20 protein-coding genes are annotated in these 25,275 nt (G+C 57.7%); 7 read left to right on the top strand and 13 right to left on the bottom strand.

Translation table 11 applies throughout. From position 1 onward, the window contains the following. Positions 1-10: 10 nt before the first annotated feature. The gene (gene ytfE, locus FFS28_RS12850; protein WP_006179004.1) at positions 11-673 is read right to left on the bottom strand and encodes an iron-sulfur cluster repair protein YtfE; all 663 of its coding nucleotides are present in this window, start codon (positions 671-673) and stop codon (positions 11-13) included. A gap of 244 nt (positions 674-917) precedes the next feature. Here ytfE and FFS28_RS12845 point away from each other — a divergent pair, with 244 nt between their 5' ends. Continuing rightward, a complete protein-coding gene (locus tag FFS28_RS12845) occupies positions 918-2,567 on the top strand; it encodes a methyl-accepting chemotaxis protein (protein ID WP_137849727.1) in 1,650 nt (549 codons plus the stop codon). A 75-nt stretch (positions 2,568-2,642) separates the two neighbouring features. On the opposite strand, the gene FFS28_RS12840 is transcribed toward FFS28_RS12845, so the two are convergent. The 3 genes from FFS28_RS12840 to FFS28_RS12830 all read right to left on the bottom strand — a co-directional run bounded on the left by FFS28_RS12840 (position 2,643) and on the right by FFS28_RS12830 (position 5,437). Further along, positions 2,643-3,608 (bottom strand): DMT family transporter, encoded by a 966-nt coding sequence (locus tag FFS28_RS12840; RefSeq protein WP_006179007.1) that lies wholly within the window; start codon positions 3,606-3,608, stop codon positions 2,643-2,645. Positions 3,609-3,683: 75 nt separating this feature from the next. Next, positions 3,684-4,508 carry an AraC family transcriptional regulator gene (locus tag FFS28_RS12835; RefSeq protein ID WP_058609539.1) on the bottom strand — a complete coding sequence of 275 codons (825 nt, stop codon included), beginning with the start codon at positions 4,506-4,508 and terminating at the stop codon, positions 3,684-3,686. Between the two features lie 80 nt (positions 4,509-4,588). Continuing rightward, on the bottom strand, positions 4,589-5,437 hold the full coding sequence (locus FFS28_RS12830) for an SDR family oxidoreductase (protein WP_137849726.1): 849 nt from the start codon (positions 5,435-5,437) through the stop codon (positions 4,589-4,591). An 84-nt stretch (positions 5,438-5,521) separates the two neighbouring features. Here FFS28_RS12830 and FFS28_RS12825 point away from each other — a divergent pair, with 84 nt between their 5' ends. After that, complete coding sequence (locus FFS28_RS12825) at positions 5,522-5,908, top strand: winged helix-turn-helix transcriptional regulator (protein WP_006179010.1); 387 nt, start codon at positions 5,522-5,524, stop codon at positions 5,906-5,908. A gap of 73 nt (positions 5,909-5,981) precedes the next feature. Here FFS28_RS12825 and FFS28_RS12820 read toward each other — a convergent pair whose 3' ends face one another. Further along, a complete protein-coding gene (locus FFS28_RS12820) occupies positions 5,982-7,925 on the bottom strand; it encodes a bifunctional 2',3'-cyclic-nucleotide 2'-phosphodiesterase/3'-nucleotidase (RefSeq protein ID WP_137272931.1) in 1,944 nt (647 codons plus the stop codon). A gap of 190 nt (positions 7,926-8,115) precedes the next feature. Between FFS28_RS12820 and cysQ the strand changes: the two genes are divergently transcribed. After that, positions 8,116-8,856 (top strand): 3'(2'),5'-bisphosphate nucleotidase CysQ, encoded by a 741-nt coding sequence (gene cysQ / locus FFS28_RS12815; RefSeq protein ID WP_088208724.1) that lies wholly within the window; start codon positions 8,116-8,118, stop codon positions 8,854-8,856. Here cysQ and FFS28_RS12810 read toward each other — a convergent pair. Continuing rightward, positions 8,853-9,407: a YtfJ family protein gene (locus FFS28_RS12810; RefSeq protein ID WP_058609541.1), complete on the bottom strand. Its 555-nt coding sequence runs from the start codon at positions 9,405-9,407 to the stop codon at positions 8,853-8,855. The two genes, cysQ and FFS28_RS12810, sit on opposite strands and share 4 nt — an antisense overlap. A gap of 324 nt (positions 9,408-9,731) precedes the next feature. Here FFS28_RS12810 and FFS28_RS12805 point away from each other — a divergent pair, with 324 nt between their 5' ends. Beyond that, entirely contained in the window at positions 9,732-9,938 is a 207-nt protein-coding gene (locus FFS28_RS12805; protein WP_006179016.1) for a DUF1107 domain-containing protein, read from the top strand. 88 nt (positions 9,939-10,026) lie between these two features. On the opposite strand, the gene paeA is transcribed toward FFS28_RS12805, so the two are convergent. The 6 genes from paeA to FFS28_RS12775 form a co-directional block, all read right to left on the bottom strand. Then, positions 10,027-11,364: a polyamine export protein PaeA gene (gene paeA / locus FFS28_RS12800; RefSeq protein ID WP_137849725.1), complete on the bottom strand. Its 1,338-nt coding sequence runs from the start codon at positions 11,362-11,364 to the stop codon at positions 10,027-10,029. 206 nt (positions 11,365-11,570) lie between these two features. Beyond that, complete coding sequence (locus FFS28_RS12795; RefSeq protein ID WP_088208725.1) at positions 11,571-13,118, bottom strand: MFS transporter; 1,548 nt, start codon at positions 13,116-13,118, stop codon at positions 11,571-11,573. 78 nt (positions 13,119-13,196) lie between these two features. Continuing rightward, on the bottom strand, positions 13,197-14,219 hold the full coding sequence (locus FFS28_RS12790) for a Gfo/Idh/MocA family protein (protein WP_137849724.1): 1,023 nt from the start codon (positions 14,217-14,219) through the stop codon (positions 13,197-13,199). Positions 14,220-14,230: 11 nt separating this feature from the next. Continuing rightward, positions 14,231-15,298, bottom strand: coding sequence for a Gfo/Idh/MocA family protein (locus FFS28_RS12785; RefSeq protein ID WP_137849723.1), 1,068 nt, complete (start codon positions 15,296-15,298; stop codon positions 14,231-14,233). Between the two features lie 2 nt (positions 15,299-15,300). Then, positions 15,301-16,479: a Gfo/Idh/MocA family protein gene (locus FFS28_RS12780; protein ID WP_137849722.1), complete on the bottom strand. Its 1,179-nt coding sequence runs from the start codon at positions 16,477-16,479 to the stop codon at positions 15,301-15,303. A gap of 16 nt (positions 16,480-16,495) precedes the next feature. Further along, entirely contained in the window at positions 16,496-17,647 is a 1,152-nt protein-coding gene (locus FFS28_RS12775) for a Gfo/Idh/MocA family protein (RefSeq protein WP_088208728.1), read from the bottom strand. A gap of 192 nt (positions 17,648-17,839) precedes the next feature. Here FFS28_RS12775 and FFS28_RS12770 point away from each other — a divergent pair, with 192 nt between their 5' ends. Next, complete coding sequence (locus FFS28_RS12770) at positions 17,840-18,898, top strand: LacI family DNA-binding transcriptional regulator (RefSeq protein WP_137849721.1); 1,059 nt, start codon at positions 17,840-17,842, stop codon at positions 18,896-18,898. On the opposite strand, the gene msrA is transcribed toward FFS28_RS12770, so the two are convergent. Beyond that, complete coding sequence (gene msrA / locus FFS28_RS12765; RefSeq protein WP_042322554.1) at positions 18,899-19,540, bottom strand: peptide-methionine (S)-S-oxide reductase MsrA; 642 nt, start codon at positions 19,538-19,540, stop codon at positions 18,899-18,901. It lies immediately after the preceding gene. Between the two features lie 226 nt (positions 19,541-19,766). Between msrA and tamA the strand changes: the two genes are divergently transcribed. Together tamA and tamB are read left to right on the top strand one after the other, a co-directional pair. After that, positions 19,767-21,500 (top strand): autotransporter assembly complex protein TamA, encoded by a 1,734-nt coding sequence (gene tamA, locus FFS28_RS12760; RefSeq protein WP_137849720.1) that lies wholly within the window; start codon positions 19,767-19,769, stop codon positions 21,498-21,500. Further along, positions 21,497-25,273, top strand: a complete 3,777-nt coding sequence (tamB, locus tag FFS28_RS12755) for an autotransporter assembly complex protein TamB (RefSeq protein ID WP_137849719.1) — start codon at positions 21,497-21,499, stop codon at positions 25,271-25,273. Before tamA ends, tamB begins: the two co-directional genes overlap by 4 nt. Positions 25,274-25,275 lie beyond the last annotated feature (2 nt).

Genomic DNA, 25,275 nt, shown 5'->3' with positions numbered 1-25,275 from the left:
GCGCCTTTTTTTATTCGCCTGCGAGGGCACGCGGGAACAGAACGTTGTTCTCAAGGCTGATGTGTTCCATCAGGTCGTCGATCATTTCGTTAATGCCGTTGTACATCGCTTTCCACGTCGTACAGGCTTCCGGCGGCGGGGTGACGTTGTTGGTGGTGTGTTTGATCACTTCCAGAAGCTCGCCCGCATCGTCGTGTTCGCTTTCCATCACGCTGATGGGCCCCATGGCCTGGCTGCCCATTCCCTGTTTGATCATCGGGAAGAGGATCTGCTCTTCTTTCATCATATGGCTGGATAACTCTTCGTGCAGCATGGAGAGGTATTTCGCCAGCCCGCGCGGGACGGACGGTTTGTCGGCATGTACACGCTCAACCTTGGTCGCCTGCAGGATCAGCTCTGGCAGCTGTTCGCGGTGACGGTCGTGGTAACGCACGATGATGTGGTCGATGATGTCGGCCAGCGCGGTTGTGCGCCAGTCTTTTTCGACAGGCTGCTCGGCCAGTTTTGCCAGCTCGGCTTCGATAACCCCGACATCCAGCTCTTTGCGCGCTGCGGCACGCGCCAGCGTTTGCTTACCGCCGCAGCAGTAATCCATGTCGTATTTACGAAACAGCGCAGAAGCGCGCGGGATGGAGAGCGCCAGCTCGCCGAGGGGTTGGTCGCGGAAGGCCATAGCAGTTACCTCATCATCAATAATATAAGATGCATTTTAAATGCATCTTTAAGCCGAAGCTATAACCCTTTAGGGGCAAGGGCAAAACACGACGGCGATCACAAAAAAATCCTCTTAGTTAACTTGCTGAATGAATGCAGGAAATGGCTTTCGAAAGTTTTTAAAGGTGGAGAAACAGTAAACAACCTGCCGCGCCTGCCGATAGATACACGTCGGACAATACCTGCATATAAAAAGGCAACGCATGTTTAAACGTATAAAAGTCATAACCCTTCTGATTTCGGTGCTGCTGGTGCTCGGCATCATGCAACTGATCTCTGCGGGCATTTTCATTAATGCGCTGAATAACGATAAAGAAAACTTCACCGTTTCTCAGCTTTCCAGCCAGAACGTGGCGGAGTTTACCGACGCGTGGATCAGCCTGAACCAGGCACGCGTGACCCTGAACCGAGGCATGCTGCGTCTGCAAAGCAGCATGGCGAATCAAATTAACGGCGGGCAGCTGAACGAGCTGGTGAACACCGCGAAAAACCTGCTGGCCGATGCGCAGGCGCATTACGACAAATATTACGCGCTGCCTGAAACGCCGGGTATGGATGAAAAACTGGCCGACCGGCTGGAAGAGCAGTATCGCATTTACTCCGCCACGCTGACGCAAATGAACGTTCTGCTGGGCCAGGGCAATCTGGAAGATATGTTCAAGCAAAATGCTGAACAGAAGCAGACGGCGATGCAAAAGGTGTATCGCGAGTGGCGTGAAGCGCAGGCTGCGCTGACCAGTAAAGGTATCCAGGATAATGAAAGCGACTATAAGCGCATTCTGTGGATCCTCTCGGCGGTGATGCTTCTGGTGATTGCAGTGATTATCTCCAGCTGGATAGCGATGCGTCGTGTGCTGCTGCTGCCGCTGGACGAGGTGATTCAGCATATCCGCGCTATCGCCGCAGGGGATTTAACCCAGCCGATTCAGGCGCAGGGTAAGAATGAGATGGCCGTACTGGCGCGCAACGTTCAGGAGATGCAAACGTCGCTGGCGAACACGGTCGGGGTGGTGCGTGAAGGCGCAGACACAATCTATACCGGCGCGGGTGAAATCTCTGCGGGCAGCAACGATCTCTCTTCCCGTACCGAGCAGCAGGCCGCGTCGCTGGAAGAAACCGCCGCCAGCATGGAACAGCTCACCGCGACCGTGAAGCAAAACGCCGATAACGCCCGTCAGGCGTCCCGTCTGGCGCTGGATGCGTCTTCCACCGCGAAGAAGGGCGGCAACGTGGTAGAGGGTGTGGTGCGCACGATGGATGAGATCGCCACCAGTTCCAGCAAAATCGCGCAGATTACCAACGTGATTGACGGTATTGCCTTCCAGACCAACATTCTGGCGCTGAACGCAGCAGTTGAAGCGGCACGTGCGGGCGAGCAGGGCCGCGGCTTTGCGGTCGTTGCGGGCGAAGTTCGTACGCTTGCCCAGCGCAGCGCGCAGGCGGCAAAAGAGATCAAAGGATTGATCGATGATTCCGGCGAGCGCGTCAGCGCAGGTTCACAGCTGGTCAATGAGGCCGGTGCGACCATGGCGGAGATCGTCAGCGCGGTAACCCGCGTCACCGACATCATGGGTGAAATCGCCTCGGCGTCTGACGAGCAGAGCCGCGGCATTGATCAGGTCGGCCAGGCGGTAGCCGAGATGGACCGCGTGACGCAGCAGAACGCCTCGCTGGTGGAGGAGTCTGCGGCAGCAGCGGCGGCGCTGGAAGATCAGGCCGCTCGCCTGAACGACGCGGTGGCGGTGTTTAAGATTACCCGCAGCCAGGCGGTGAAAGCGGCCCCGGTGAAAACCTACGCACCAAAAGCGCAGCCCGTCGCGACGGCATCTGAAGCGAACTGGGAAACGTTTTAACATCATGCTGCTTACCCGGCCTACGTTCGAGAACATTCCAGGCCGGGTAAGGCCAGCCGCCACCCGGCGAAAAGCTCACACCTCCGACGCCGGAACAACCCTCGGTTTTTCCGGCTTCGCCCTCACCGCTATCACCACCCCAATCACCAGCAACGCGATCCCGCAGGCCGTTAACAGCGGCGGCACGCTCTGGCGCATCAGGAAGGTGTAGAGCAGCCCGGCGAGGGTTTCAAAGACAATCAGCGGCCCTAAGATCACCGTCGGCAACTTCTGGCTGGCGATATTCCAGCACAGCGCACCCACCCATGAACACAGCACCGCAATGGCAATCATCAGCCCGACGAATACCCACGGGCGCGGCCCCAACGGCAGAGCGAATGCCGACTGCTGGCTCCCCAGCCAGAGACACGCCCCGGCATAGCCCACCAACGAGACAGGGAGCGTCACCAGCGCCTGCGCTGTCGCCCACATCATCGGATGTTTGTCGGGATTTTCCCGCAGCCAGCGCGCGTTGCGCAGGGCATACCACGCCCAGCACACGACAGAAATGAAGGCTAAAAAAATTCCCGAACCGTAGCGCCATAAGCTGAAGTCGGCCAGCCCGTGACGCAGCTCGGCAACATTCACGCATATCAGCCCCACGGCAATGCACACCAGAGCGGGCAGCATCTTCGACCACGCCAGTTTGCCATCCCGCTGGCTGTAAAGCAGATTTGCGAACACAGGAATAACGACCGGCAGCGTGCCGATAATCATGGTCGAAACGGGCGCGCCGGTGCGCTGAATGGCGCTTGCCAGGCAGGCGTAATAGATAAGGTTACCCATCATGGTTAACCCCAGCGCCGTCCACCAGTCCCGGCGGCTCAACTGCCGGAGCCGCGCACGGCCCAGCCACGCCAGCGGGATAGCGATCAGCCCCAGCGCCAGGTAGCGTCCAGTGGACTGTAAAATGGCCGGGTACTCCGGCACGATCAGAGGGCCGACAAAAATCAGCCCCCACATCAGACCTGCAAGCAGGGCATACAACACGCCGCTAATCATTTTTCCATCCACATTGAATTGTTCAACATCCAGTGTAGGAGGGGAAAATGTGTACGTATTGTATGAGGTTGCGCATTAACGCGACGTAACCTGCTTCTGGTAACGCACGGGCGTAATGCCGTAGCGGTGGGTAAAGGCGCGGGTTAAATGCGACTGATCGGTCAGCCCGGTTGCGGCAGCCACATCGGCGGCGGGCATGCCCTGGGTGAGAAATGCCTTGGCGCGCCACAGGCGGATAGCCATCAGCATCTGGTGCGGCGTCACGTGAAAATGGGCTTTGAACTGGCGCTGAAAATGGTAAGGGCTAAGCGAGACCACGTTTGCCAGCTCGTCGAGCGTCAGGGAGTGCATGTAGTTGTCGTGCAGATACTCGCGCACGCGTTCGAAGCGGTGCGCGCCTTCCTGAACCACCGGCGCGTGGCGGGCGAGGGGCTGGAAGCTCTCAATCAACGTCAGCAGCAGGCCTTTTTGCGCCAGCGGATCCTGCGTATGCCACAGGCCGTAGATCAGCTGGCCAATTCGCTGCGAGCGCACGGGGTCGTAGCGGGTCACGTCGCTAAACCACCAGTGGCGCAGGCCGGTCACCTCTTCCAGTAGCCCGGGTTCGATATAGACCATCCGGTAGCGCCAGCCATCTTCCGTAGCGGACTCGCCGGTGTGGATCTCGTCCGGGTTCATGGTGACAACGGATTTTTCCGGCGCAAGGTGCTGCGTGCCGCGGTAGCGAAAGCGCTCGGCACCGGTCTCGATAGTGCCGATGCCGAAGGCTTCGTGGGTGTGAGGCTCAAAGGCGTAGCCGGAGATATGCGCGTGATAAAGCTCGAGGCCCGGCAGCTGCGGCAGATGGCGAAAGCGCGCGCTGTCTCTCTCATCGGTGAACTGATCGGGTACGCCTTGCACGGTGAGCCTCCTTGTGGGTCATCTCGTTATTATCAGAGATGACCCGTGGGGATGCCACAAAAATAACCAGGCCGTAACAGTTACAGGATGGCGCTGATGCTCTGCGCCAGCGGCGTCGTCGGGCGACCAATCAGGTTACTGAGCGTACGGCTGTCGTCGAACAGACCGCCTTTCGATGCGCCAGTGTCGGAGTCAGCCAGCATATCCGCGAGACCGGCAGGCAGGCCTGCGCCCTTCAGTGCGGCGGCAAAATCTGCTTCGCTCAGGTTTTGATAGGCCACCTTTTTCCCGCTCTGTTTGCTCAGCTCAGCCGCCAGCTCGCTCAGCGTCCAGGCGTTATCGCCCGCCAGCTCATAAACCTTGCCAGCGTGGCCCTCTTCTGAAATCACTTTTGCGGCGGCCGCGGCGTAATCCGCACGGGTCGCAGAGGCAATTTTGCCTTCACCCGCCGCGCCGATAAACACGCCGTGCTCAAGGGCCGGTGGCGCGCTTGCCAGATAGTTTTCGGTATACCAGCCGTTGCGCAGCAGAGCGTAAGGCACGCCGGACTCTGCCAGCGCTTTTTCGGTTTGTACGTGCTCAACGTGCAGGCCCAGCGGCGAGGTATCCGCATGCAGCAGGCTGGTGTAGGCAATAAATTTCACTCCGGCGGCTTTGGCGGCGTTAATCACGTTCTGATGCTGCGTGGCGCGCTGGCCCACTTCGCTGGAGGAGATTAAAAGCAGTTTATCCACGCCGCCCAGCGCGGCGGTGAACGCGGCTTCGTCAGCGTAATCCGCCTGGCGAACCACCACTCCCTGCTGGCTCAGCGCGTCGGCTTTCGCCGGGTTACGCACAATGGCGACAATCTGGTTCGCCGGAACGGTTTTTAACAGCTGTTCAATAACGAGGTGGCCAAGCTGGCCGGTTGCGCCGGTAATCGCGATCATGATCATTCTCCTTCGTGTTTGTCTGGTGTTATGGCACACTAGCATCATCACTAACTTTTAGTAAGTACGTACAAAAAGGTAAGTATGAAAATGACGATACCGACGCTCAGCGAGCAAATGCGCGACGGAAATCTCTTTGCCGAGCAGTGCCCTTCCCGTGACGTGCTCAAGCATGTCACCAGCCGCTGGGGCGTGCTGATCCTCGTGGCGCTACGCCAGGGGACGCATCGCTTCAGCGATCTGCGGCGCAAGATGGGCGGGGTGAGCGAAAAGATGCTGGCCCAGTCGCTGCAGGCGCTGGAACAGGACGGGTTTGTCGACCGGGTTTCGTATCCGGTCGTACCGCCGCACGTGGAATATAGCCTCACGCCGTTAGGCATTGAGGTGAGCGAGAAGGTGGCCGCGCTGGCCGACTGGATAGAACTGAACACGCCGCAGGTGCTGGCGAACCGGGATGAGCGGGCGGCGTAAAAGCCGGGTGGCGGCTGCGCCTCACCCGGCCTACACGGTCGGGTAAGCGAAGCGCCACCCGACACAATCACCGCTACTTGCTCAGGTCTACCTGATAAATCGCGAACCCGATATCATCGGTCGCCACCTTTTTCATCGGATACTGCGCCTTGTCCTTGATAAACGTGGCCGCCTTATCAGACGGAGAGGTTTCAAAGCGGATATCCAGCGGCGTATCGCTGTGGATCGGTGCCAGACGCCAGTTGTTGTCGACCGCCGGATGAATTGCGCCCGTTTTCTTCGATTCTGCGCCGATCCACGCCGCCAGCACCGAGCGGTTCTCGTCCGGTGAGGCAAAGGCGATGTGGTCGTCACCCGTGCCGGCAAACTTCCCGCCGTAGGCGCGATAGTTATTGGTCACGACGAGGAAGGTCGCATTCGGATCGATAGCCTTGCCGTTGAAGGTCAGGTTCTTGATGCGCTCCGCCTGCGGATGAATGGCCTGGCACTCGCCGTCATATTTTGCGGGCTGGGTGACATCAATCTGGTATTTCACGCCGTCGATCACGTCGAAGTTGTAGGTGCGGAACCCGTCCCAGTTGATCAGCGACTGCGGCTTGCTGCTGTTCGGGTCAATCTGGTTAAACTGCCCGGCGGAGCACTCCAGCCACTCCTTCACCTCGCTGCCCGTCGCTTTCACCACGACCAGCGTGTTCGGGTAGAGATAAAGATCGGCGGCGTTACGGAAGGTGAGCTGGCCTTTTTCAACCTCAACGTAGCTGGCCGGATCGTTCTTGCGCCCGCCCACCTTGAACGGCGCGGCAGCGGAGAGCACCGGCAGTTTTGCCAGGTCCGGATCGCCCTGAATATAGTGTTCGGCGTAGGCTTTCTGCGCCATGTTAACCACCTGAACGGTCGGGTCGTCCTGCACCAGCGCCAGGAAGCTGTACATGTTATCGGCTGATTTACCAATCGGCTTGCTGACGAATTCACGCGTAGCGTCATGGTCATGCTTCAGTACCTCGACCAGCTTTTTATCCTCACCCGCCAGCGATTTTTTGGCAGCTGCGTCGTAGATCGGGCGCGCTTCGGCTTTCGACTGAATCACCTTCCAGCTGCCGCTGTCGTTATTAAGAACCAGATCCACCACGCCAAGATGGTCTCCCCACATGCCCGGCATCACCGACGGCACGCCGTTGAGCGTGCCCTTGTCGATATCCGCGCCTTTGATACTGGCGAAATCTTTCCCCGGGAAGACCGCGTGGGCGTGACCAAACAGAATCGCATCCACGCCTTTCACTTCACTCAGGTAGTAGACCGAGTTTTCCGCCATGACCTGATACGGATCGGCTGACAGGCCAGAATGGGCGACAACGACCACCACATCGGCCCCTTTCTCGCGCATCTCCGGTACGTATTTGCGCGCGGTCTCGGTGATGTCGTTCACCGTCACCTTCCCGTCGAGGTTCGCTTTATCCCACGTCATGATTTGTGGCGGGACAAAACCGATATAGCCAATTTTCAGCGTCTGGGTGTTACCGTCTTTATCGACCACCTGGGTCTCTTTAATCAGGTAAGGGGTGAACAGGGGCTTTTGGGTCTTAACGTCGATGATATTGGCGTTAACGTACGGGAATTTCGCGCCAGCGAGCGCATCGTGAAGGTACGTCAGGCCGTAGTTGAACTCGTGGTTACCGAGGTTACCGACGGTATAATCCAGGGTGTTCATCGCTTTATAGACCGGGTGGATCTCCCCTTTTTTTATCCCTTTCGCCGCCATGTAATCCCCGAGCGGACTGCCCTGGATCACATCTCCGTTATCGACCAGCACGCTGTTTTTCACTTCGCCCCGGGCGGCGTTGATCAAACTTGCGGTGCGTACCAGTCCAAATTTTTCAGTAGGCGTATCTTTGTAGTAATCGAAGTCCATCATGTTGCTGTGCAGGTCGGTTGTTTCCAGGATCCGAAGATCCACCGTCGCCGCCTGTACGCTTGCTGCAATCAGCGTTGCCAGAAGGGTTGCGCTAAACTTAATCATCACAGGAGTCCTTTTTTCGATCCAGGCCACAAAAGAATATGTATCTATAGTGCGTTGCTTACAGAAGTGTGAATCCTGCCAGAAATGAGGATGATTTAACCGGGATTGCTTCACAGATAGCGGAATTGTTCACATTACGATATAACTAAAACAATAAGTTATGCCCACTGCGTTAACGAAGAGGTGGAGAATGTTAGATAAAATTTGTCAGCTCGCACGGGATGCGGGTGATGCCATCATGCAGGTTTACGACGGTACAACGCCGATGGACGTGGTCAGCAAAGCGGACGACTCCCCGGTGACGGCGGCGGATATCGCGGCGCATGGCATTATTTTGAAAGGCCTGCAGGCGCTAACGCCAGATATCCCCGTGTTATCAGAAGAAGCCCCGCAAAGCTGGGATGAGCGCCAGCACTGGCAGCGTTACTGGCTGGTGGACCCGCTGGACGGCACCAAAGAGTTTATTAAGCGTAACGGGGAATTCACGGTCAATATCGCCCTGATTGAAAAAGGCAAAGCGGTGCTGGGGGTGGTCTACGCGCCGGTCATGAACGTGATGTACAGCGCGGCAGAAGGTAAGGCCTGGAAAGAGGAGTGCGGCGTGCGCAAGCAGATCCAGGTCCGCGATGCGCGTCCGCCGCTGGTGGTCATCAGCCGTTCGCACAGCGACAGCGAGCTGCAGGAATATCTGCAACAGTTGGGTGAGCACCAGACCACCTCGATTGGCTCTTCGCTGAAGTTCTGCCTGGTGGCAGAAGGGCAGGCGCAGCTTTATCCGCGTTTCGGGCCAACCAACGTCTGGGACACGGCGGCAGGCCACGCGGTTGCCGCGGCGGCCGGGGCACATGTCCACGACTGGCAGGGCAAGCCGCTGGACTACACCCCGCGCGAGTCTTTCCTCAATCCCGGCTTTCGCGTTTCGCTGTACTAATCCAGCAGCTTATGCAGCAGGGCGACGACCTGCTGCACCTCATCCTGCGTCAGCGCCCCGTCTTTCACCCACTGCACGCGGCCCTCTTTATCCAGCACCATAATCGCCGAGCTTTCTTCATCCAGCGCCCAGGCTTTACGCGTCACACCGTTGCTGTCGACGATAAACTGCGACCAGGGGTAGAGCTTTTTATTGCTCTCAAGGCTTGAGCGCACAAACATCCCGGAGCCGGGAATGGCATCGTCGGTGTTCACAATCGTGGTGGTCTGGTAGCGGTCATGCGGCAGTTTTGCGGTCTTGATCGCTTCCACCAGGGTTGCGTTTTTCTCTTTTGCCGATGTACGGCCAGCAATATGTTGTACAACTCTCACTTTCCCTGCGAGCTGCGCGCTATTCCAGGGTTTGTAGCTAAACTTATCATTGTCGAGAATCAATTCTCCCCGGTCTGCAATACCGACTGGCGGTACGCGTTGTCCTTTTTCAATGTTGTGCGCGCAAGCCCACAGGGGCAGAAGCAGGCATGCTGCTCCCAGGATGCTACGTAGGGTCATGGTGTTTCCTTATTATTTGCAGGTGATCCGACCACTTGGTCATGCACTTTTAATCATAAGTGCGATCAATGAGGTTTTCCCGCAATCCCGATGCCAGTTTGCGGGTGAACGCACATATCCATGAAAAAACGACGGCTTATACTGCGCTCAGTCACGGTTTGCATAGATTATTCTGATTAATTGTAATCATACGGTAAATAAACTTATGCACACTGGGTAACAACGAGGTTCTGGTCTATAGTCATTGGGCAATAAAATTTGCGCTCCGGACAGTCGGGCCGATTGTGGCGCCGCAAGAGCGTATGATTCGCAGGAGAGACAAGAATGAAAATTTTCCAACGCTACAACCCGCTTCAGGTGGCGAAGTACGTGAAGATCCTGTTCCGTGGACGGTTGTACATCAAGGATGTTGGCGCTTTTGAGTTCGATAAGGGCAAAATCCTTATCCCAAAAGTGAAGGACAAACAGCATTTTTCTGTGATGTCCGAAGTCAACCGTCAGGTTATGCGTCTGCAAACTGAGATGGCTTAACCAACGTGCTATGCAGTAGTAAATAAGCAGTAGTAGATAAAAAGACGGCTCCCGATGGGAGCCGTTGATGTTTGTGGGGACAGGCACGTTATGCCGAGACCTTCTCTTCCGCATCCGGCAGCTTTGGCACCAGCACGGTCGGTTTGTTGTCAATGCGCGTCACCAGCAGCTGGTCGATGCGGTAGTTATCAATATCCACCACTTCAAACTTAAACCCGGAGAACTTCACCGAGTCGGTGCGTTTCGGGATTTTGCGCAGCATGAACATCATAAAGCCGCCGATGGTCTCGTAATTGCCGGACTGCGGGAACTCGTCGATATCCAGAACGCGCATCACGTCTTCAATTGGCGTACCGCCGTCAATCAGCCATGAGTTGTCATCACGCTGAACGATTTGCTCTTCCAGCCCCTGGCCGACCAGGTCGCCCATCAGCGTGGTCATTACGTCGTTGAGGGTGATAATCCCCACCACCAGCGCGTATTCGTTCATGATCACCGCGAAGTCTTCCCCGGCAGATTTAAAACTTTCCAGCGCTTCAGAGAGCGTCAGGGTGTCCGGCACAATCAGGGTATTGCGGATCTGCACGCCGCTGTTGAGCGCCAGGCTCTGATTCGCCAGCACCCGGTTCAGCAGGTCTTTGGAGTCGACGTAACCGATGATGTGGTCAATGTCTTCATTACAAACCAGGAACTTAGAATGCGGATGTTCTGCGACTTTTTGCTTCAGGCTCTGTTCGTCTTCGTGCAGATCGAACCAAATCACGTTTTCACGTCCGGTCATGGACGACGGCACGGTACGGGATTCCAGTTCAAATACGTTCTCGATAAGCTCGTGCTCCTGCTTACGCAGCACGCCCGCCAGGGCTCCCGCTTCGAAGACCGCGTAGATATCGTCAGAGGTGATGTCGTCTTTACGCACCATCGGGATTTTGAACAGGCGGAAGATGCTGTTGGCCAGACCGTTGAAGAACCAGACCAGCGGGCGGAACAGGAACAGGCAGAAGCGCATCGGGTTGATGATACGCAAAGCCACGGCTTCAGGCGCAATCATACCGATGCGTTTCGGGGTTAAATCCGCAAACAAAATGAACAGGCCCGTCACCAGCGAGAAGGAGAGGATGAAGCTCAACTGCTCGGAGAGTTCCGGTGAAAAGTAGCGTGAGAACAGGCCGTGGAATACCGGCGAGAACGCCGCATCGCCCACGATACCGCCCAGAATGGCGACCGCGTTCAGGCCAATCTGCACCACGGTAAAGAACATGCCGGGGTTTTCCTGCATCTTCAGAATGCGTGATGCATTGATGTTGCCCTCGTCGGCAAGCAGCTTGAGTTTGATTTTACGGGAGGCGGCCAGCGAGATCTCGGATATCGAGAAAAATGCACTGACCGTGATAAGACAAAGTATTACTAAAATACTGTTTAACATAGTTTATCCGGCTTCAGCCAGATCCTCGGAAGGGAAGTTGATTACGTTTGTGTGAAGACACATAGAATACGGCTCGTAGCGTTGAGCCGATTATTTCAGCGGTAGTATAGCGTAAAGACCTGTAAATCTGCCAGAGGTCACGGTTTCGTCACGGCAGCTGTGGCAGGAGCCGGGCCATTGGCGGCCCGGCAGTCTACCCTGAGCGCCTATTTTGCGCCTGACAGACTAACGTTTCCTGTCGTGCGACGCGTGGCATCACCTCCCCACACTTCGTCATACTCATAGCCTGTGAGCTGCTTGATGACGACGCGGGTAGTGTCGTCGCAGTCGCGGTAATCACCGCCAAGCTTGCGGCGGGCAATCTCCCTGAGCAGCGTTTTGTGGGTTTCCCGGGTGAGCTTGAACCGGTAGGTGGTGAAGAAACTCACCGCCAGCAGCGCCGCCGTGGCGAAGATCATCAGCCCGATGATGGCGTTCAGCGCGCTTTCCGGCTGCGCGCCGCTGCCTTTCACGAAACCAGACTCCTGCAACACCAGGCCGATAATCATGATGGCAATCGCCACGGTACTTTTGCGCGTCAGCACCATCACGCCTGCAAAAATTCCTTCGCGGCGCTGCTGTGTGACCATCTCATCAATATCGGGAATAAAGCTGTAGATGTTCCAGGGGATGTAATAAAGCCCGGAACGCGCGGCACCCAGCAGGATAAAGACCGCCGAGAACACCAGGGTTGGCACCTGCGTTTTGGTGAGATAGACCGTAAAAAGAAACGCCAGCACGCAGAAAATACAGCCGTAGGAGAACCGCAGCGCGGCGGAAGGGGTCATGTTGAGCCGGTTTAACAGCAGCATAAAGCCATAGGTTCCCGGCACCGAAGCAAAGGCGGCAATACTCAGCCAGCCGGACACGGCGGCGGCATCCTGACTCAGGCAATACACCACGTAGTAGGTAAAGACTGAGCCAAACACGTCCATGGCGGTAAACGAGAAGATATAAATCATGATATGCAGCCGGAACGCCCGAATACGGAAGGACGAGAAGAGATCGAGCACCAGATATTTTAAATGGTTGACGAGACCGCTGCTGCGCTGATTATCGACCTTAAAGCTGGACTCCTGCTGTACGTCTTTGGCTTCCCAGGTGGTAAACCAGGTAATAAAGACCGCGATACAGAAGACGCAGGAAAATATCAGTCCGGTGAGGGTATAAGTAAACGGGTTATCTTTGCCGGTAAACTGCATGATAACGCCGGGAACGGAGACCGCTAAAAAGCCCCCCAGCTGCGAGCAGATCATCCGTACCCCGGAGAGGCGGCTACGCTCCTCGTAGCGGTTGGTCATCTCTGCCGCCAGCGTTTCCCACGGCACCAGCACCATCGCCGACAGCAACTCGATGGACAGATAGGTGCCAAGGTAGTACCAGTAGCCCATGTCCGTCAGCCACAGCAGGGCATAGAGAAACATCAGGGGCGAACTCAGCAATAGAAAGAAGCGCCGCCGCCCGAATTTACGCCCGAGCCAGGTATCACCGAAATTATCGGTAACGTAGCCCATAATCGGGCTTAAGAGGGCATCAATGACGCGGGCGATGGCAAAGATGGAGCCGGCCTCGACGACCGACAACCCGCAATAGGTAGTGTAAAAAAATAACAGCCAGGTGCCGATAATGGCGAAAGCGCCTCCGCCAAACAGATCGGTTATGCCGTAGCCAAGCGCCACGCCATAACCAACTCTACGTTCAGTTGGTTTGACCATAATATTGTCCAGTGTAGGGTAATGAATGACCCGTTTTCGGGTCGTATTTTTATTAAGTTCTGGAATGCAAATTACGATTTAGTGGGTGATATCTATCCATTGCCGTAGTTGAGATGACCTATAAATTGCCTCCACAAGCCTGAGTGAGTGTCCGGCGGCGCGGATATCGGTGTAGTCCGTGACCTCCGGGTGAAGAAGGGCGTGATAAAAGCGGCGGATCGCCTGCTGGTGGCCCAGCCCCCAGTAGCTTTTGGCCGTGCCGTCCGGGGCAGAGTCGCTCGCCAGCCGGATGCGCTCCCCGGACGCGATCCGCCAGAGGGTGTTGTCGTTAAGCTGTAGCGTGCCGTGCTCGCAGTGGATCTCAAGCAGCAGGGGCGAGTCCGTGGTATTGCAGTTGCTGGCGTAAAACAGCCCGCGCGCGCCGTTGGCAAAGTGCAGCGTGGCCATCGCGCTGTCCTCTCCTTCGGTCACGTCGGCCAGTTCGCCGCTGTCGACCACCCCTTTTAGCCGGGTGACGCCGCCCGCGAACCACTGCATCAGGTCGAGGGTGTGAATGGCCTGGTTAATCAGCAGGCTGCCGCCCTCCGTTGCCAGACGACCGCGCCAGGGACTGTCGGTGTAATACGCCCCCGACCGGGACCAGGTGAGCACCGCCCGGATGCTCAGCATTCTCCCCAGCCCGCCGTCCTCCAGCTCTTTACGGATGCGCAGGCTGGTCGGATTGAGCCGGTTCTGGTAGCACACGCCGAGCTTGCCGGTCGCCTGTGCGGCGGCCGCCATGATGTCGGCCAGTTCACTGCTGTTCATCACCACCGGTTTTTCGCAAAATACGTGCTTACCGGCGTTAAGCGCCGCCAGGATCATGTTTTTATGCTCGAAATGGGGCGTGCAGATGTGCACCACGTCGAGGGTGTCATCGAGCAGCATCTCCCGGTAATCCTGATAAAAGCGGCACTGATAGGCCATTCCCAGCTTCAGCCCTTTCACGCTGTCGGTATCGGCCAGCGCGCGCAGCGCGACGTTGGGGATCTGACGCAGGGCGTTCACATGGCAGCTATGAATGGCCCCGCAGCCGATAATGGCGCTGTTGAGGATGTCCATCGGCGTCTCCCTTATCCTGCCGCGTTCGCGAGCATTTGCGCCTTCACGCACAGCTCGGCGGCCTTAAAGGCGTGCGCCTGGGTCATGGCGTTTTCCGTGCGGTGCAGGCAGTCGAGGATCAGTTCGCCAAAGAACGGGAACCCGACCTGCCCGGCAACGGGGTAGCGGAACTCACCCTCCTTGTTGACGAGATACACCACGTCCTGCTCGCCGCGGGTCAAATCGACGTACTTGCGGATCTCGATATACCCCTCGGTACCCAGCAGCGTCAGCCGTCCGTCGCCCCAGGTCGACAGCCCGTCTGGGGTGAACCAGTCGCAGCGGAAATAGCCGCTCGCGCCGTTCTCACCTTTGATCATCGCGTCACCGAAATCTTCAAACGCCGGGTACTGCGGATGGTTCACGTTGCGCACCTGGCTGGCAACGATGTGCGCCTCGTGGTTGCCGGTGTAAAACAGGAACTGCTCGATCTGGTGGCTGCCGATGTCGCAGAGGATGCCGCCGAAGTCGCGGCGATCGTAGAACCACGCCGGGCGGCCCTGTCCCTCACGGTGTGGCCCCATGCCCAGCGTCTGCACCACGCGGCCAATCGCCCCCTGCTGCACCAACTGTCCGGCGAACACGGCGCTTTCTACGTGCAGGCGTTCGCTGTAGTAAACCGCGTATTTTTTACCGGTCTTCTCCACCATTGCTTTGGCGTCGGCCAGCTGTTCAAGGGTGGTCAGCGGCGCTTTGTCGGTAAAATAGTCCTTACCGGCGGCCATGGCTTTCAGCCCCAGCGCGCAGCGCCCGGAGGGAATGGCGGCCCCGGCCACCAGGCGCACCGCGTCATCGCTGAGAATAACCTCCAGCGAACGGGCCACTTGCACCTGCGGATACTGCTGCACAAACGCATCCACCTTCACTGGATCGGGATCGTAAACCCATTTCAGCGTCGCACCCGCCTCAATCAGCCCGTTGCACATGCCGTAGATATGCCCGTGATCGAGCGCGGCGGCGGCAAAGACAAACTCGCCTTCCTGCACGACCGGCTGTGGCTTGCCGACCGGCGCGTAGTTCATTCCGTCATTTTTATTCATTGTCAGACTCCTCGATCCAGATCTTTGCCCAGAGGGATAGCGCCCACTTCGCTGAAGTTAGCGACGCTGGCGGATTTCTCGTAAAAGCGGGGGGCGAGCGCGTTGGTCCCGCCGGTGCGGTAAAACGGATCGTCGCGAAGGATTGGCAGCGACACCACCGCGCGCGTAATCGACGATTTATAGATCGCCGTAATCAGCTCCAGGGCACGCTTGCCCTGCACGCCGTCGACCAGCGGAGCCGTGCCTTGCTCAATGGCATCAAGCAGGTCGTTGATCTGCCCGGTGTGCAGCGTCCATTTAAGCGTTGGCGTCTCCTGAAACACGGCATTAAGCCGCGCTTCCCGCTGCCGATCCTGTACCTCCTGCGGGAAACCGTTGTCGGCGCTGACGCTGGCATAGGCCTGCCACGGCGCGGAGATACGCGCCTTATCGCCCTGAATAATGATTTTTTGATCTTCCCCGTGATGGACCACCGACGCGGTGATCTGCGCGAGCGCGCCGCTGGGGTATTTGAAAATGGCGGCGCTGAGATCCTCCACCTCGGCGTTGTCGTGCGCCACGTTGGTCATCATCGCCACCACCTCGGACGGGAAGCCGAGCATCCACTGAACGGCGTCGATGTGGTGTACGGCGTGATTAAGCGTGCAGCCGCCGCCCTCTTTCTCCCAGGTGCCGCGCCACCACAGGTCGTAGTAGCAGTGGCCGCGCCACCAGAAGGAGTCTACCTGAGCGTGGCAGACAGTCCCCGCAAGGCCCGAGTCCAGCGCCGCCTTCAGCCGCCAGAAGGCGTCGGTAAACCGGTTCTGGGCAATTACCGAGAGGATTTTGCCGCTCGACTGTTGGGCGGCGATCATCGCGTCGCACTCCTCCAGCGAGGCGGCCATCGGTTTTTCACACAGCACGTTGCAACCGGCATGAAGCGCGTCAATGCTAATCCCGGCATGCACGTAGGGCGGGGTACACACGTCAACGATATCGAGATTGGGTTCAGATTCCAGCATCTGCCGGTGGCTTTCGTACACCCGGGCGTCCGTCAGGCCGTAGCGCACTTTTTTCTCGTGCGCCTTGTCCGGGTAGATATCGACCAGCGCCACAATCCGGCAGCGCGATCCAAACTGTAAATAGCCCTGAATATGGTTATGGGAGATATTGCCTGTTCCCACGATGGCGACATTGATCATGCTCTCTCCTCGGTCTTTACCAGGTGCCAGAGGCATCCAGGGTGATGCTGGTGGCCTCTTTGTCGGCAGAGGTGGCGATGCGCTGCTGAAGCAGGCGCAGATACTGTTTTTCGTTGAGCGGCAGTTCCACCCAGTCGTCGGTCCAGGTGGAAAGGTGCATCGCGTTGGAGAGCGTCAGCCCGCGAATGCCTTCCAGACCGGGGGCAATCAGCGGCTCGCCGCGCAGGATCGCCGCGCAGAAGTTAGCGGTAATGACGTGATGTTCGCTGTATTCCGGGGCCACGGGGATCGTGACTTCCCAGCACTCCGGCTCGCCGAAGCCGTTCTGCCAGCGGGCGTTAAATGCGGTTTCGGATTCGCGCAGCCGCCAGAAGCGCAGTTTGCCTTCTTCCACGACCACTTTGCCGCGGTCGCCTGCAATCTCCAGGCGGTTGGTGCCCGGCGTTTCGGCGACGGTGGTGATAAACACCCCGGTGGCTCCGTTGGCGTATTCGGCGTAGGCCGTAACTTCGTCTTCAACCTCGATATCGCGGTGTTTGCCGAACTGGCAAAACGCGCGCAGACGCACCGGCATGCCCACCAGCCACTGCCAGAGATCGAGCTGATGCGGGTCCTGGTTGAGCAGCACGCCGCCGCCTTCACCCTTCCAGGTGGCGCGCCAGCCGCCGGAGTTGTAGTAGCTCTGCGAGCGATACCAATTGGTGATTATCCAGTTGGAGCGGCGGATTTCGCCCAGCTCGCCGCTGTCGATCAGGTCTTTAACCTTCTGATAGAGCGGGTTAGGGCGCTGGTTATACATGATGCCAAAGGTCACGTCGCACTCGCGGGCGCAGGCGTTCATCTCCTGCACCTGTGCGGTATAAACCCCCGCCGGTTTCTCGCACAGGGTATGAATGCCGCTGCGCATCGCCAGCATCGACAGGCGCGGATGGTCGTAATGCGGAGTGGCGACGATAACCGCGTCAATAAGCCCACTCTGGAGCATCTCCTGCGCGTCGCTGAACAGAGGAATATCGCCTGTCAGCTGGCGAATCGCCGGATGCTTTTCCGGCGCATTGTCGCAAACCGCCGTCAGACAGGCGTCGCTGACGGTGCCCGCCAGTAAATAGCGCGCGTGAACCGTACCAATATTACCGATTCCAATAATGCCAAAACGTACCTTTTCCATGTCACACCTTAATTTCAGTCGAAAAGAGTGATGACCGGAAAATAAGAAAGGGATGACGCAGCGACAATGTGTTTTTGTGAGAATACTCGCAACCTCCTTAAGTAATCTCTAACGACATTGAAATTTGGTTTTAAAATCAATGCGCTGTTTCTGCAAATATTTGCAAAAACCGAATGTGAGCGAGGTCACGCAATGCCGGGAAAATTAAAAATGGAGGAGATCGCCGCCCTGACGGGATATTCCGTCAGTACCGTTTCCAGGGTGTTAAGCGGTAAATCCTATACCAGCGACAAGGCCCGGGAGGCCATTGTCAGCACCGCGCGGGAGCTGGGCGTGCTGGAGTCGATGGCCAGCGGGCGTCTGCTGATTAACGGCATTGCGGTGTTTGCTCCGGAAAGAACCTTTCAGGGGCGCGGCGATATATTTTATCTGGAAGTGACCAAAGGTATTGCAGAGGCCAGCGCACCGCATAATGTCTGGGTGAGCTATTGCGGATTAGAAGAACAGAATGCCGACGTAAAATTATTCCTCGAAAAGGCGAGCCATAAAAATATTAACGCGGTAATTATCATTGGAACTGATGATTCCACCATTTTTAAACTGGCCGGGACGCTGAATAAACCCTGTGTGTTAATTAATTCGGTCGACAGGGATCGCCTGCTCGATTCCGTTTCGCCCGACCATCGCGCCATCGGGTTTACCGCCATGCAGTATCTTTTTGAGCAGGGGCATCGTCGGGTATTAACCCTGACCTGCCTGCGGCGGGAAACGCTCTACGCGCGGCTGGACGGCATCAAAGAGGCGTATCGTCATTTTCACGTCAACTTTGAGCCCAAGCGCGACCTGCTGGTGACGGAGTGGTTTACCGCAGAGGAGGCCGAGCGCGCGCTGGACGAGTGGTTGTCGGGTCATGACCGAGCGCAGTGGCCGGAGGTGATTTTCCCCAACAGCACCAGCATGACGGAGGGCGTACTCAGGGTGCTGGCGCGCCGTGGGCTGCGGATACCGGAAGATATCTCCCTTATTACGACCGATTTTGCGTGGAACCTTGAACACCGGCTGGATAAACCAGTCACCGGGATAACGGTGCCCTGTCGCGATCTTGGCATTGAAGCGGTGCATCTGCTGCAGACGCGCCTGAACCGGCCACAGGCGCCGGTCTATAACCTGCTGCTGCAGGGAAAAGCGGTTGATTACGGGTCGGTGAGTAACGCCACGCGCCACGCAGCTCGCGTGGCGCTGAAGCAGTAATCAGGCCAGCTGTGGCGGCAGGCACACGCCGATGCCCCCGATCCCGCAGTAGCCGTACGGATTTTTATGCAAATATTGCTGGTGGTCGTCCTCTGCATAGTAAAACGGCTTCGCCGTAGCGATTTCGGTGGTCACCTGGCGTTTATCGCCCGCGTCATGCATGGCCTGCTGGAAGCGTTCCAGGCTGGCGCGCGCGGCGGCATCCTGCTCGGGGGTCAGCGGATAAATGGCGGAGCGATACTGCGTACCGTGGTCGTTACCCTGCTGCATACCCTGCGCCGGATCGTGATTTTCCCAGAACACCTGCAGAAGCTGTTCATAGCTGATGATGGCCGGGTCATATACCACGCGCACCGCTTCCGCGTGGCCGGTATCACCGGAGCACACTTCGCGGTAGGTTGGGTTTGGCGTGTAGCCCCCGGTATAGCCTGCGGCGGTACTGTAAACGCCGGGAAGCTGCCAGAACAGACGTTCCACGCCCCAGAAGCAGCCCATCGCGAACAGGGCGATCTCCATTCCATCAGGAACGTTTGTCATTGAATGGTGATTTACGGCGTGTAACGTCGCCACTGGCATGGGGGTATTGCGTCCCGGTAATGCATCGGCTTGCGAAACCAGATGCTTTTTGTCGAATAAACTCACGGTGGGGCCTCCGGGGTAGCGATGTTTCGGTTAAGGTTGTCACGGCGCGTTTAATTGAACACAATAAACGCGCTGAATGAGTCTAGATTTAATCATAAGAAATATTTGGGTGTTAAACCCTTTTTCAACCCACGAATTGGGTTTTGGGCTGTAAAGCCGTGAGAAGCCGTGGAACGGCACTTCATTTTGCTTCCAGGGGTGGATACAGGGATATTCAGGAGAAAACGTGACAAAGATCCGCCAGTTATGTTTCGTCAGCCTGTTGCTGACAAGCGGGGTTGCCAGCGCGGCGAATGTCCGTTTGCAGGTTGAAGGGTTATCCGGGGCGCTGGAAAAAAACGTTCGTGCGCAACTGTCAACGATCCAGAGTGACGAAGTGACGCCGGACCGGCGATTTCGCGCGCGCGTGGATGATGCGATCCGCGACGGGCTAAAGGCGCTGGGGTATTACGAACCGACCATCGATTTCGACCTGCGTCCGCCTCCGGCTAAAGGGCGGCAGGTACTCATTGCCCGCGTCTCGCCCGGAGATCCGGTAAAAATAGGCGGCACCAACGTGGTGCTGCGCGGCGACGCGCGTACCGACCGGGATTATCTCGATCTGCTGAGCACGCGCCCGCGCGTTGGCACCGTGCTTAACCACGGCGACTACGATCGTTTCAAAAGGTCATTAACCAGCGTGTCGCTGCGCAAAGGTTACTTTGACAGCCAGTTCAATAAAAGCCATCTGGGCGTGGCGCTCGACAGACACCAGGCCTTCTGGGATATCGATTATGACAGCGGCGAGCGCTACCGCTTTGGGGCGGTGACCTTTGAAGGTTCGCAAATTCGCGAAGAGTACCTGCAAAACCTGGTGCCGTTCAAAACGGGCGATTATTACCAGTCGAGCGATCTGGCCGAGCTGAACCGTCGTCTGTCGGCTACCGGCTGGTTTAACTCGGTGGTCGTTGCGCCGGAATTTGATAAATCGCGCAAAACGAAAGTTCTGCCGCTGCACGGCGTGGTTTCGCCGCGTACGGAAAACACCATCGAAACCGGGGTAGGTTATTCCACGGATGTGGGGCCGCGGGTGAAGGCGACGTGGAAAAAGCCGTGGATGAACTCCTACGGCCACAGCCTGACCACCAGCGCCAGTATCTCCGCGCCCGAGCAGCAGCTCGATTTCAGCTACAAGATGCCGCTGCTGAAGAACCCGCTTGAGCAATACTATTTGCTGCAGGGCGGCTTCAAGCGCACCGATTTGAACGATACCGAGCAGGACTCCACCACGCTTGCGGTCTCACGCTTCTGGGATCTCTCCAGCGGCTGGCAGCGCGCCATCAACCTGCGCTGGAGTCTCGACCACTTTACTCAGGCCAACGTCACCAATACCACCATGCTGCTTTATCCGGGCGTGATGATCAGCCGAACCCGCTCGCGCGGTGGCCTGATGCCAACCTGGGGTGATTCCCAGCGCTACTCCATCGATTACTCCAACACGATGTGGGGGTCCGACGTGGACTTCACGGTCGTGCAGGCGCAAAACGTCTGGATCCGAACGCTGCTGGATAAACACCGCTTCGTGATGCGCGGCAACCTTGGCTGGATCGAAACCGATGATTTTGAGCGCGTTCCGCCGGATCTGCGCTTCTTCGCCGGGGGCGACCGCAGCATTCGTGGCTATAAGTACAAATCAATCTCGCCGGAAAACGACAAAGGCCAGCTCACCGGGGCATCCAAGCTGGCAACCGGATCGCTGGAGTATCAATACAACGTCAGCGGCAAGTGGTGGGGCGCGATGTTCGTTGACGGCGGTGAAGCAGTTAACGACATCCGCAGAAGCGATTTCAAAACCGGCGCGGGCGTAGGCGTGCGCTGGCAGTCGCCCGTCGGGCCTATCAAGCTCGACTTTGCCGTGCCGGTGGGTGACAAAGACGAACACGGTTTACAGTTTTACATCGGTCTGGGGCCTGAATTATGAGTTTATGGAAGAAGATAAGCCTCGGGGTGCTGATATTTATCGTGCTGTTGCTTGGTACGGTGGCGTTTCTGGTCGGAACGACCACGGGTTTACACCTGCTGTTTAACGCGGCTAACCGCTGGGTGCCGGGGCTGGAGATAGGCCAGGTCACCGGCGGCTGGCGCGATCTGCGTCTGAAAAACATTCGTTATGAGCAGCCGGGCGTGGCGGTTAACGCCGGTGAATTCCATCTGGCGGTGAAGCTGGGCTGCCTGCGGGACAGCAAGCTCTGCGTAAACGATCTGTCGCTAAAAGATGTGAACGTGGCGATAGATTCGAAAAAAATGCCGAAGTCCGAGCCGGTGCAGGAAGAGGACAGCGGTCCGCTTAACCTCTCCACGCCGTACCCGATTGCGCTCTACCGGGTGGCGCTGGACAACGTCAATGTCAAAATTGACGACACCACCGTGTCGGTAATGGATTTCACCTCCGGCCTGCGCTGGCAGGAGAAAAACCTCACCCTGACGCCCACCTCCCTGCAGGGGCTGCTGATTGCCCTGCCGAAGGTGGCCGAGGTGGCGCAGGAAGAGGTGGTTGAACCGAAGATCCAGAACCCGCAGCCGGATGAAAAACCGCTGGGCGAAACGCTGAAGGATCTGTTCTCGAAACCGGTCCTGCCGGAGATGACCGACGTTCATCTGCCGCTGAACCTTAATATCGAAGAGTTTAAAGGCGAGCAGTTGCGCCTGACCGGCGACACCGATTTAACCGTCTTTAACATGCTGCTCAAGGTCAGCAGTATCGACGGCAACATGAAGCTCGATGCGCTGGATATCGACACCAACCAGGGTTCGGTCAACGCCACGGGCAATGCGCTGCTGCGCGATAACTGGCCGGTGGATATCACCCTGAACAGCGCGCTCAACATCGACCCGCTGAAAGGCGAGAAGGTGAAGCTGAAGGTTGGCGGTGCGCTACGCGAGAAGCTGGAGTTTGGCGTTAACCTCTCCGGGCCGGTGGACATGGTGCTGCGCGGGCAAACGCAACTGGCGCAGGCCGGATTACCGATCAACCTGGAGATTGTCAGCCAGCAGCTTTACTGGCCGTTTACCGGCGAAAAACAGTTCCAGGCCGACGATCTGAAGCTGAAGCTGAGCGGCAAAATGACCGACTATACGCTGTCGTTCCGCACGGCGGTGAAAGGCCAGGGCGTGCCGCCCGCGACGATTACGCTGGATGCGAAGGGGAACGAGCAGCAGGTTAACCTCGACAAGCTCACCGTGGCGGCACTGGAAGGTACCACCGAGCTGACCGCGCTGTTGGACTGGCAGCAGGCCATCAGCTGGCGGGGCGAGCTTAAGCTCAAGGGGATCAACACCGCCAAAGAGGTGCCGGACTGGCCGTCGAAACTTGATGGCCTGATCAAAACCCGGGGCAGCCTGTACGGCGGTACGTGGCAGATGGACGTGCCGGAAATCAAGCTCACCGGTAACGTGAAGCAGAACAAGGTCAACGTAGAAGGCGCGGTGAAGGGCAACAGCTACCTGCAATGGACGATTCCCGGCCTGCACGTGGCGCTGGGGCGTAACACCGCGGATATCAAAGGCGAGCTGGGGGTGAAAGACCTCGAACTGGACGCCACCATCGATGCGCCAAATCTCGATAACGCCCTGCCGGGCCTTGGCGGCACGGCAAAAGGTCTGGTGAAGGTGCGCGGGACGGTGGATGCACCGCAGCTGCTGGCGGATATCACCGCCAATAACCTGCGCTGGCAGGAGCTGTCCGTTGCGCGCGTTCGCGTGGACGGGGATGTGAAATCCACGGACCAGATTGGCGGTAACCTGAACCTGCGCGTGGAGCGCATCTCCCAGCCCGGCGTGAACATCAACCTGGTCACGCTCGACGCCAAAGGCAACGAGAAGCAGCACGATCTGCAGCTACGGGTGCAGGGCGAGCCGGTTTCAGGGCAGCTTCATCTGGCGGGCAGCTTCGATCGCAAAGCGGCGCGCTGGAAAGGGACGCTGGATAACACCCGTTTCAGTACGCCGGTCGGGCCGCTGGCGCTGTCGCGCTCAATCGCGCTGGACTACCGCAACGCCGAGCAGAAGATCAGCATTGGGCCACACTGCTGGACCAACCCGAATGCCGAACTGTGCGTACCGCAAACCATTGATGCCGGTGCAGAAGGGCGCGCGCAGGTCAATCTCAACCGCTTCGACCTGGCGATGCTTAAACCCTTCATGCCTGACACCACGCAGGCCAGCGGCGTATTCACCGGCAAGGCCGACGTGGCGTGGGACACCACCAAAGAGGGCTTGCCGGAGGGCAGCGTGAAGCTCTCCGGGCGCAACGTGAAGGTAACGCAGGAGGTTAATGACGCATCGCTACCGGTCGCGTTCGACACCCTGAACGTCAACGCGGAGCTGCGTAACAACCGCGCAGAGCTGGGATGGCTCATCCGCCTGACCAACAACGGCCAGTTTGACGGGCAGGTGCAAATCACCGATCCGCAGGGGCGGCGTAATCTCGGCGGCAACGTCAATATCCGCAACTTCAATCTGGCGATGGTCAACCCGATTTTCTCTCGCGGAGAGAAAGCGGCGGGCACCCTGAACGCTAACCTGCGTCTGGCGGGAGACGCGCAGGGGCCGCAGCTGTTCGGCCAGATGCAGTTGAACGGCATTGATATTGACGGGAACTTCATGCCGTTTGATATGCAGCCGAGCCAGCTTTCAATGAACTTTAACGGCAGGAGTTCGACCCTGGCCGGGGTTGTGCGCACGCAGCAGGGGGAAATCAACCTGAGCGGTGATGCGGACTGGAGCCAGCTGGATAACTGGCGCGCCCGCGTCGCGGCGAAGGGCAGCCGGGTACGCATTACGGTGCCACCGATGGTGCGCCTGGACGTGTCGCCGGATGTCGTCTTTGAGGCGACGCCAAGCCTCTTTACGCTTGATGGACGCGTGGACGTGCCGTGGGCGCGTATCGTGGTTCACGAGGTGCCGGAAAGCGCGGTGGGCGTCTCAAGTGACGAAGTTATGCTCAATGAAAATCTGAAACCTGTCGAACAGAAGAGCGCTGGCATCCCGATCAATAGTAATCTTATTGTGCACGTGGGGAATAACGTGCGTTTGGATGCGTTTGGGCTGAAGGCAAGGCTGACGGGCGATCTGAAAGTGGCGCAGGATCAGCAGGGACTTGGCCTCAACGGACAAATCAATATTCCTGAAGGGCGTTTCCACGCCTACGGTCAGGATCTGATTGTGCGTAAAGGCGAACTGCTGTTCTCCGGCCCGCCGGATCAACCGCTGCTGAACATCGAAGCGATTCGTAACCCTGAGGCCACCGAAAACGACGTCATTGCGGGCGTGCGTGTCACCGGCTCTGCCGACGAACCGAAGGCGGAAATCTTCTCCGACCCGGCGATGTCGCAACAGGAAGCGTTGTCTTACCTGCTGCGCGGGCAAGGTCTGGATAGCGGTCAGAGTGACAGCGCGGCGATGACGTCAATGTTAGTCGGTCTGGGGGTTGCACAAAGTGGTCAGGTTGTGGGTAAAATCGGCGAGACGTTCGGCGTAAGCAATCTGGCACTGGATACTCAGGGCGTGGGTGACTCTTCGCAGGTAGTGGTCAGCGGCTACGTACTGCCGGGTCTGCAGGTAAAATACGGTGTGGGGATCTTTGACTCACTGGCAACACTCACGCTACGCTATCGCCTGATGCCTAAGCTATATCTGGAAGCAGTGTCTGGCGTAGACCAGGCACTTGATCTGCTCTATCAGTTTGAGTTTTAGCA

It is taken from the genome of Enterobacter sp. 2VL, assembly GCF_005503595.1.
In the GTDB taxonomy this organism is placed as follows: Bacteria; Pseudomonadota; Gammaproteobacteria; order Enterobacterales; family Enterobacteriaceae; genus Enterobacter; species Enterobacter cancerogenus.
Note: the sequence above shows the minus strand (reverse complement) of the source record. Positions and strands in the feature narration are given on the sequence as shown.

What these genes read in the sequence shown, in the direction of transcription:
- paeA (WP_137849725.1), bottom strand. Translation starts at nt 11,364, where the DNA reads ATGTTAAACAGTATTTTAGTAATACTTTGTCTTATCACGGTCAGTGCA.
- FFS28_RS12795 (WP_088208725.1), bottom strand. Translation starts at nt 13,118, where the DNA reads ATGGTCAAACCAACTGAACGTAGAGTTGGTTATGGCGTGGCGCTTGGC.
- ytfE (WP_006179004.1), bottom strand. Translation starts at nt 673, where the DNA reads ATGGCCTTCCGCGACCAACCCCTCGGCGAGCTGGCGCTCTCCATCCCG.
- FFS28_RS12830 (WP_137849726.1), bottom strand. Translation starts at nt 5,437, where the DNA reads ATGATCGCGATTACCGGCGCAACCGGCCAGCTTGGCCACCTCGTTATT.
- FFS28_RS12785 (WP_137849723.1), bottom strand. Translation starts at nt 15,298, where the DNA reads ATGAATAAAAATGACGGAATGAACTACGCGCCGGTCGGCAAGCCACAG.
- FFS28_RS12805 (WP_006179016.1), top strand. Translation starts at nt 9,732, where the DNA reads ATGAAAATTTTCCAACGCTACAACCCGCTTCAGGTGGCGAAGTACGTG.
- FFS28_RS12775 (WP_088208728.1), bottom strand. Translation starts at nt 17,647, where the DNA reads ATGGAAAAGGTACGTTTTGGCATTATTGGAATCGGTAATATTGGTACG.
- cysQ (WP_088208724.1), top strand. Translation starts at nt 8,116, where the DNA reads ATGTTAGATAAAATTTGTCAGCTCGCACGGGATGCGGGTGATGCCATC.
- FFS28_RS12840 (WP_006179007.1), bottom strand. Translation starts at nt 3,608, where the DNA reads ATGATTAGCGGCGTGTTGTATGCCCTGCTTGCAGGTCTGATGTGGGGG.
- FFS28_RS12770 (WP_137849721.1), top strand. Translation starts at nt 17,840, where the DNA reads ATGCCGGGAAAATTAAAAATGGAGGAGATCGCCGCCCTGACGGGATAT.
- FFS28_RS12790 (WP_137849724.1), bottom strand. Translation starts at nt 14,219, where the DNA reads ATGGACATCCTCAACAGCGCCATTATCGGCTGCGGGGCCATTCATAGC.
- FFS28_RS12810 (WP_058609541.1), bottom strand. Translation starts at nt 9,407, where the DNA reads ATGACCCTACGTAGCATCCTGGGAGCAGCATGCCTGCTTCTGCCCCTG.
- FFS28_RS12780 (WP_137849722.1), bottom strand. Translation starts at nt 16,479, where the DNA reads ATGATCAATGTCGCCATCGTGGGAACAGGCAATATCTCCCATAACCAT.
- FFS28_RS12825 (WP_006179010.1), top strand. Translation starts at nt 5,522, where the DNA reads ATGAAAATGACGATACCGACGCTCAGCGAGCAAATGCGCGACGGAAAT.
- tamB (WP_137849719.1), top strand. Translation starts at nt 21,497, where the DNA reads ATGAGTTTATGGAAGAAGATAAGCCTCGGGGTGCTGATATTTATCGTG.
- FFS28_RS12845 (WP_137849727.1), top strand. Translation starts at nt 918, where the DNA reads ATGTTTAAACGTATAAAAGTCATAACCCTTCTGATTTCGGTGCTGCTG.
- FFS28_RS12820 (WP_137272931.1), bottom strand. Translation starts at nt 7,925, where the DNA reads ATGATTAAGTTTAGCGCAACCCTTCTGGCAACGCTGATTGCAGCAAGC.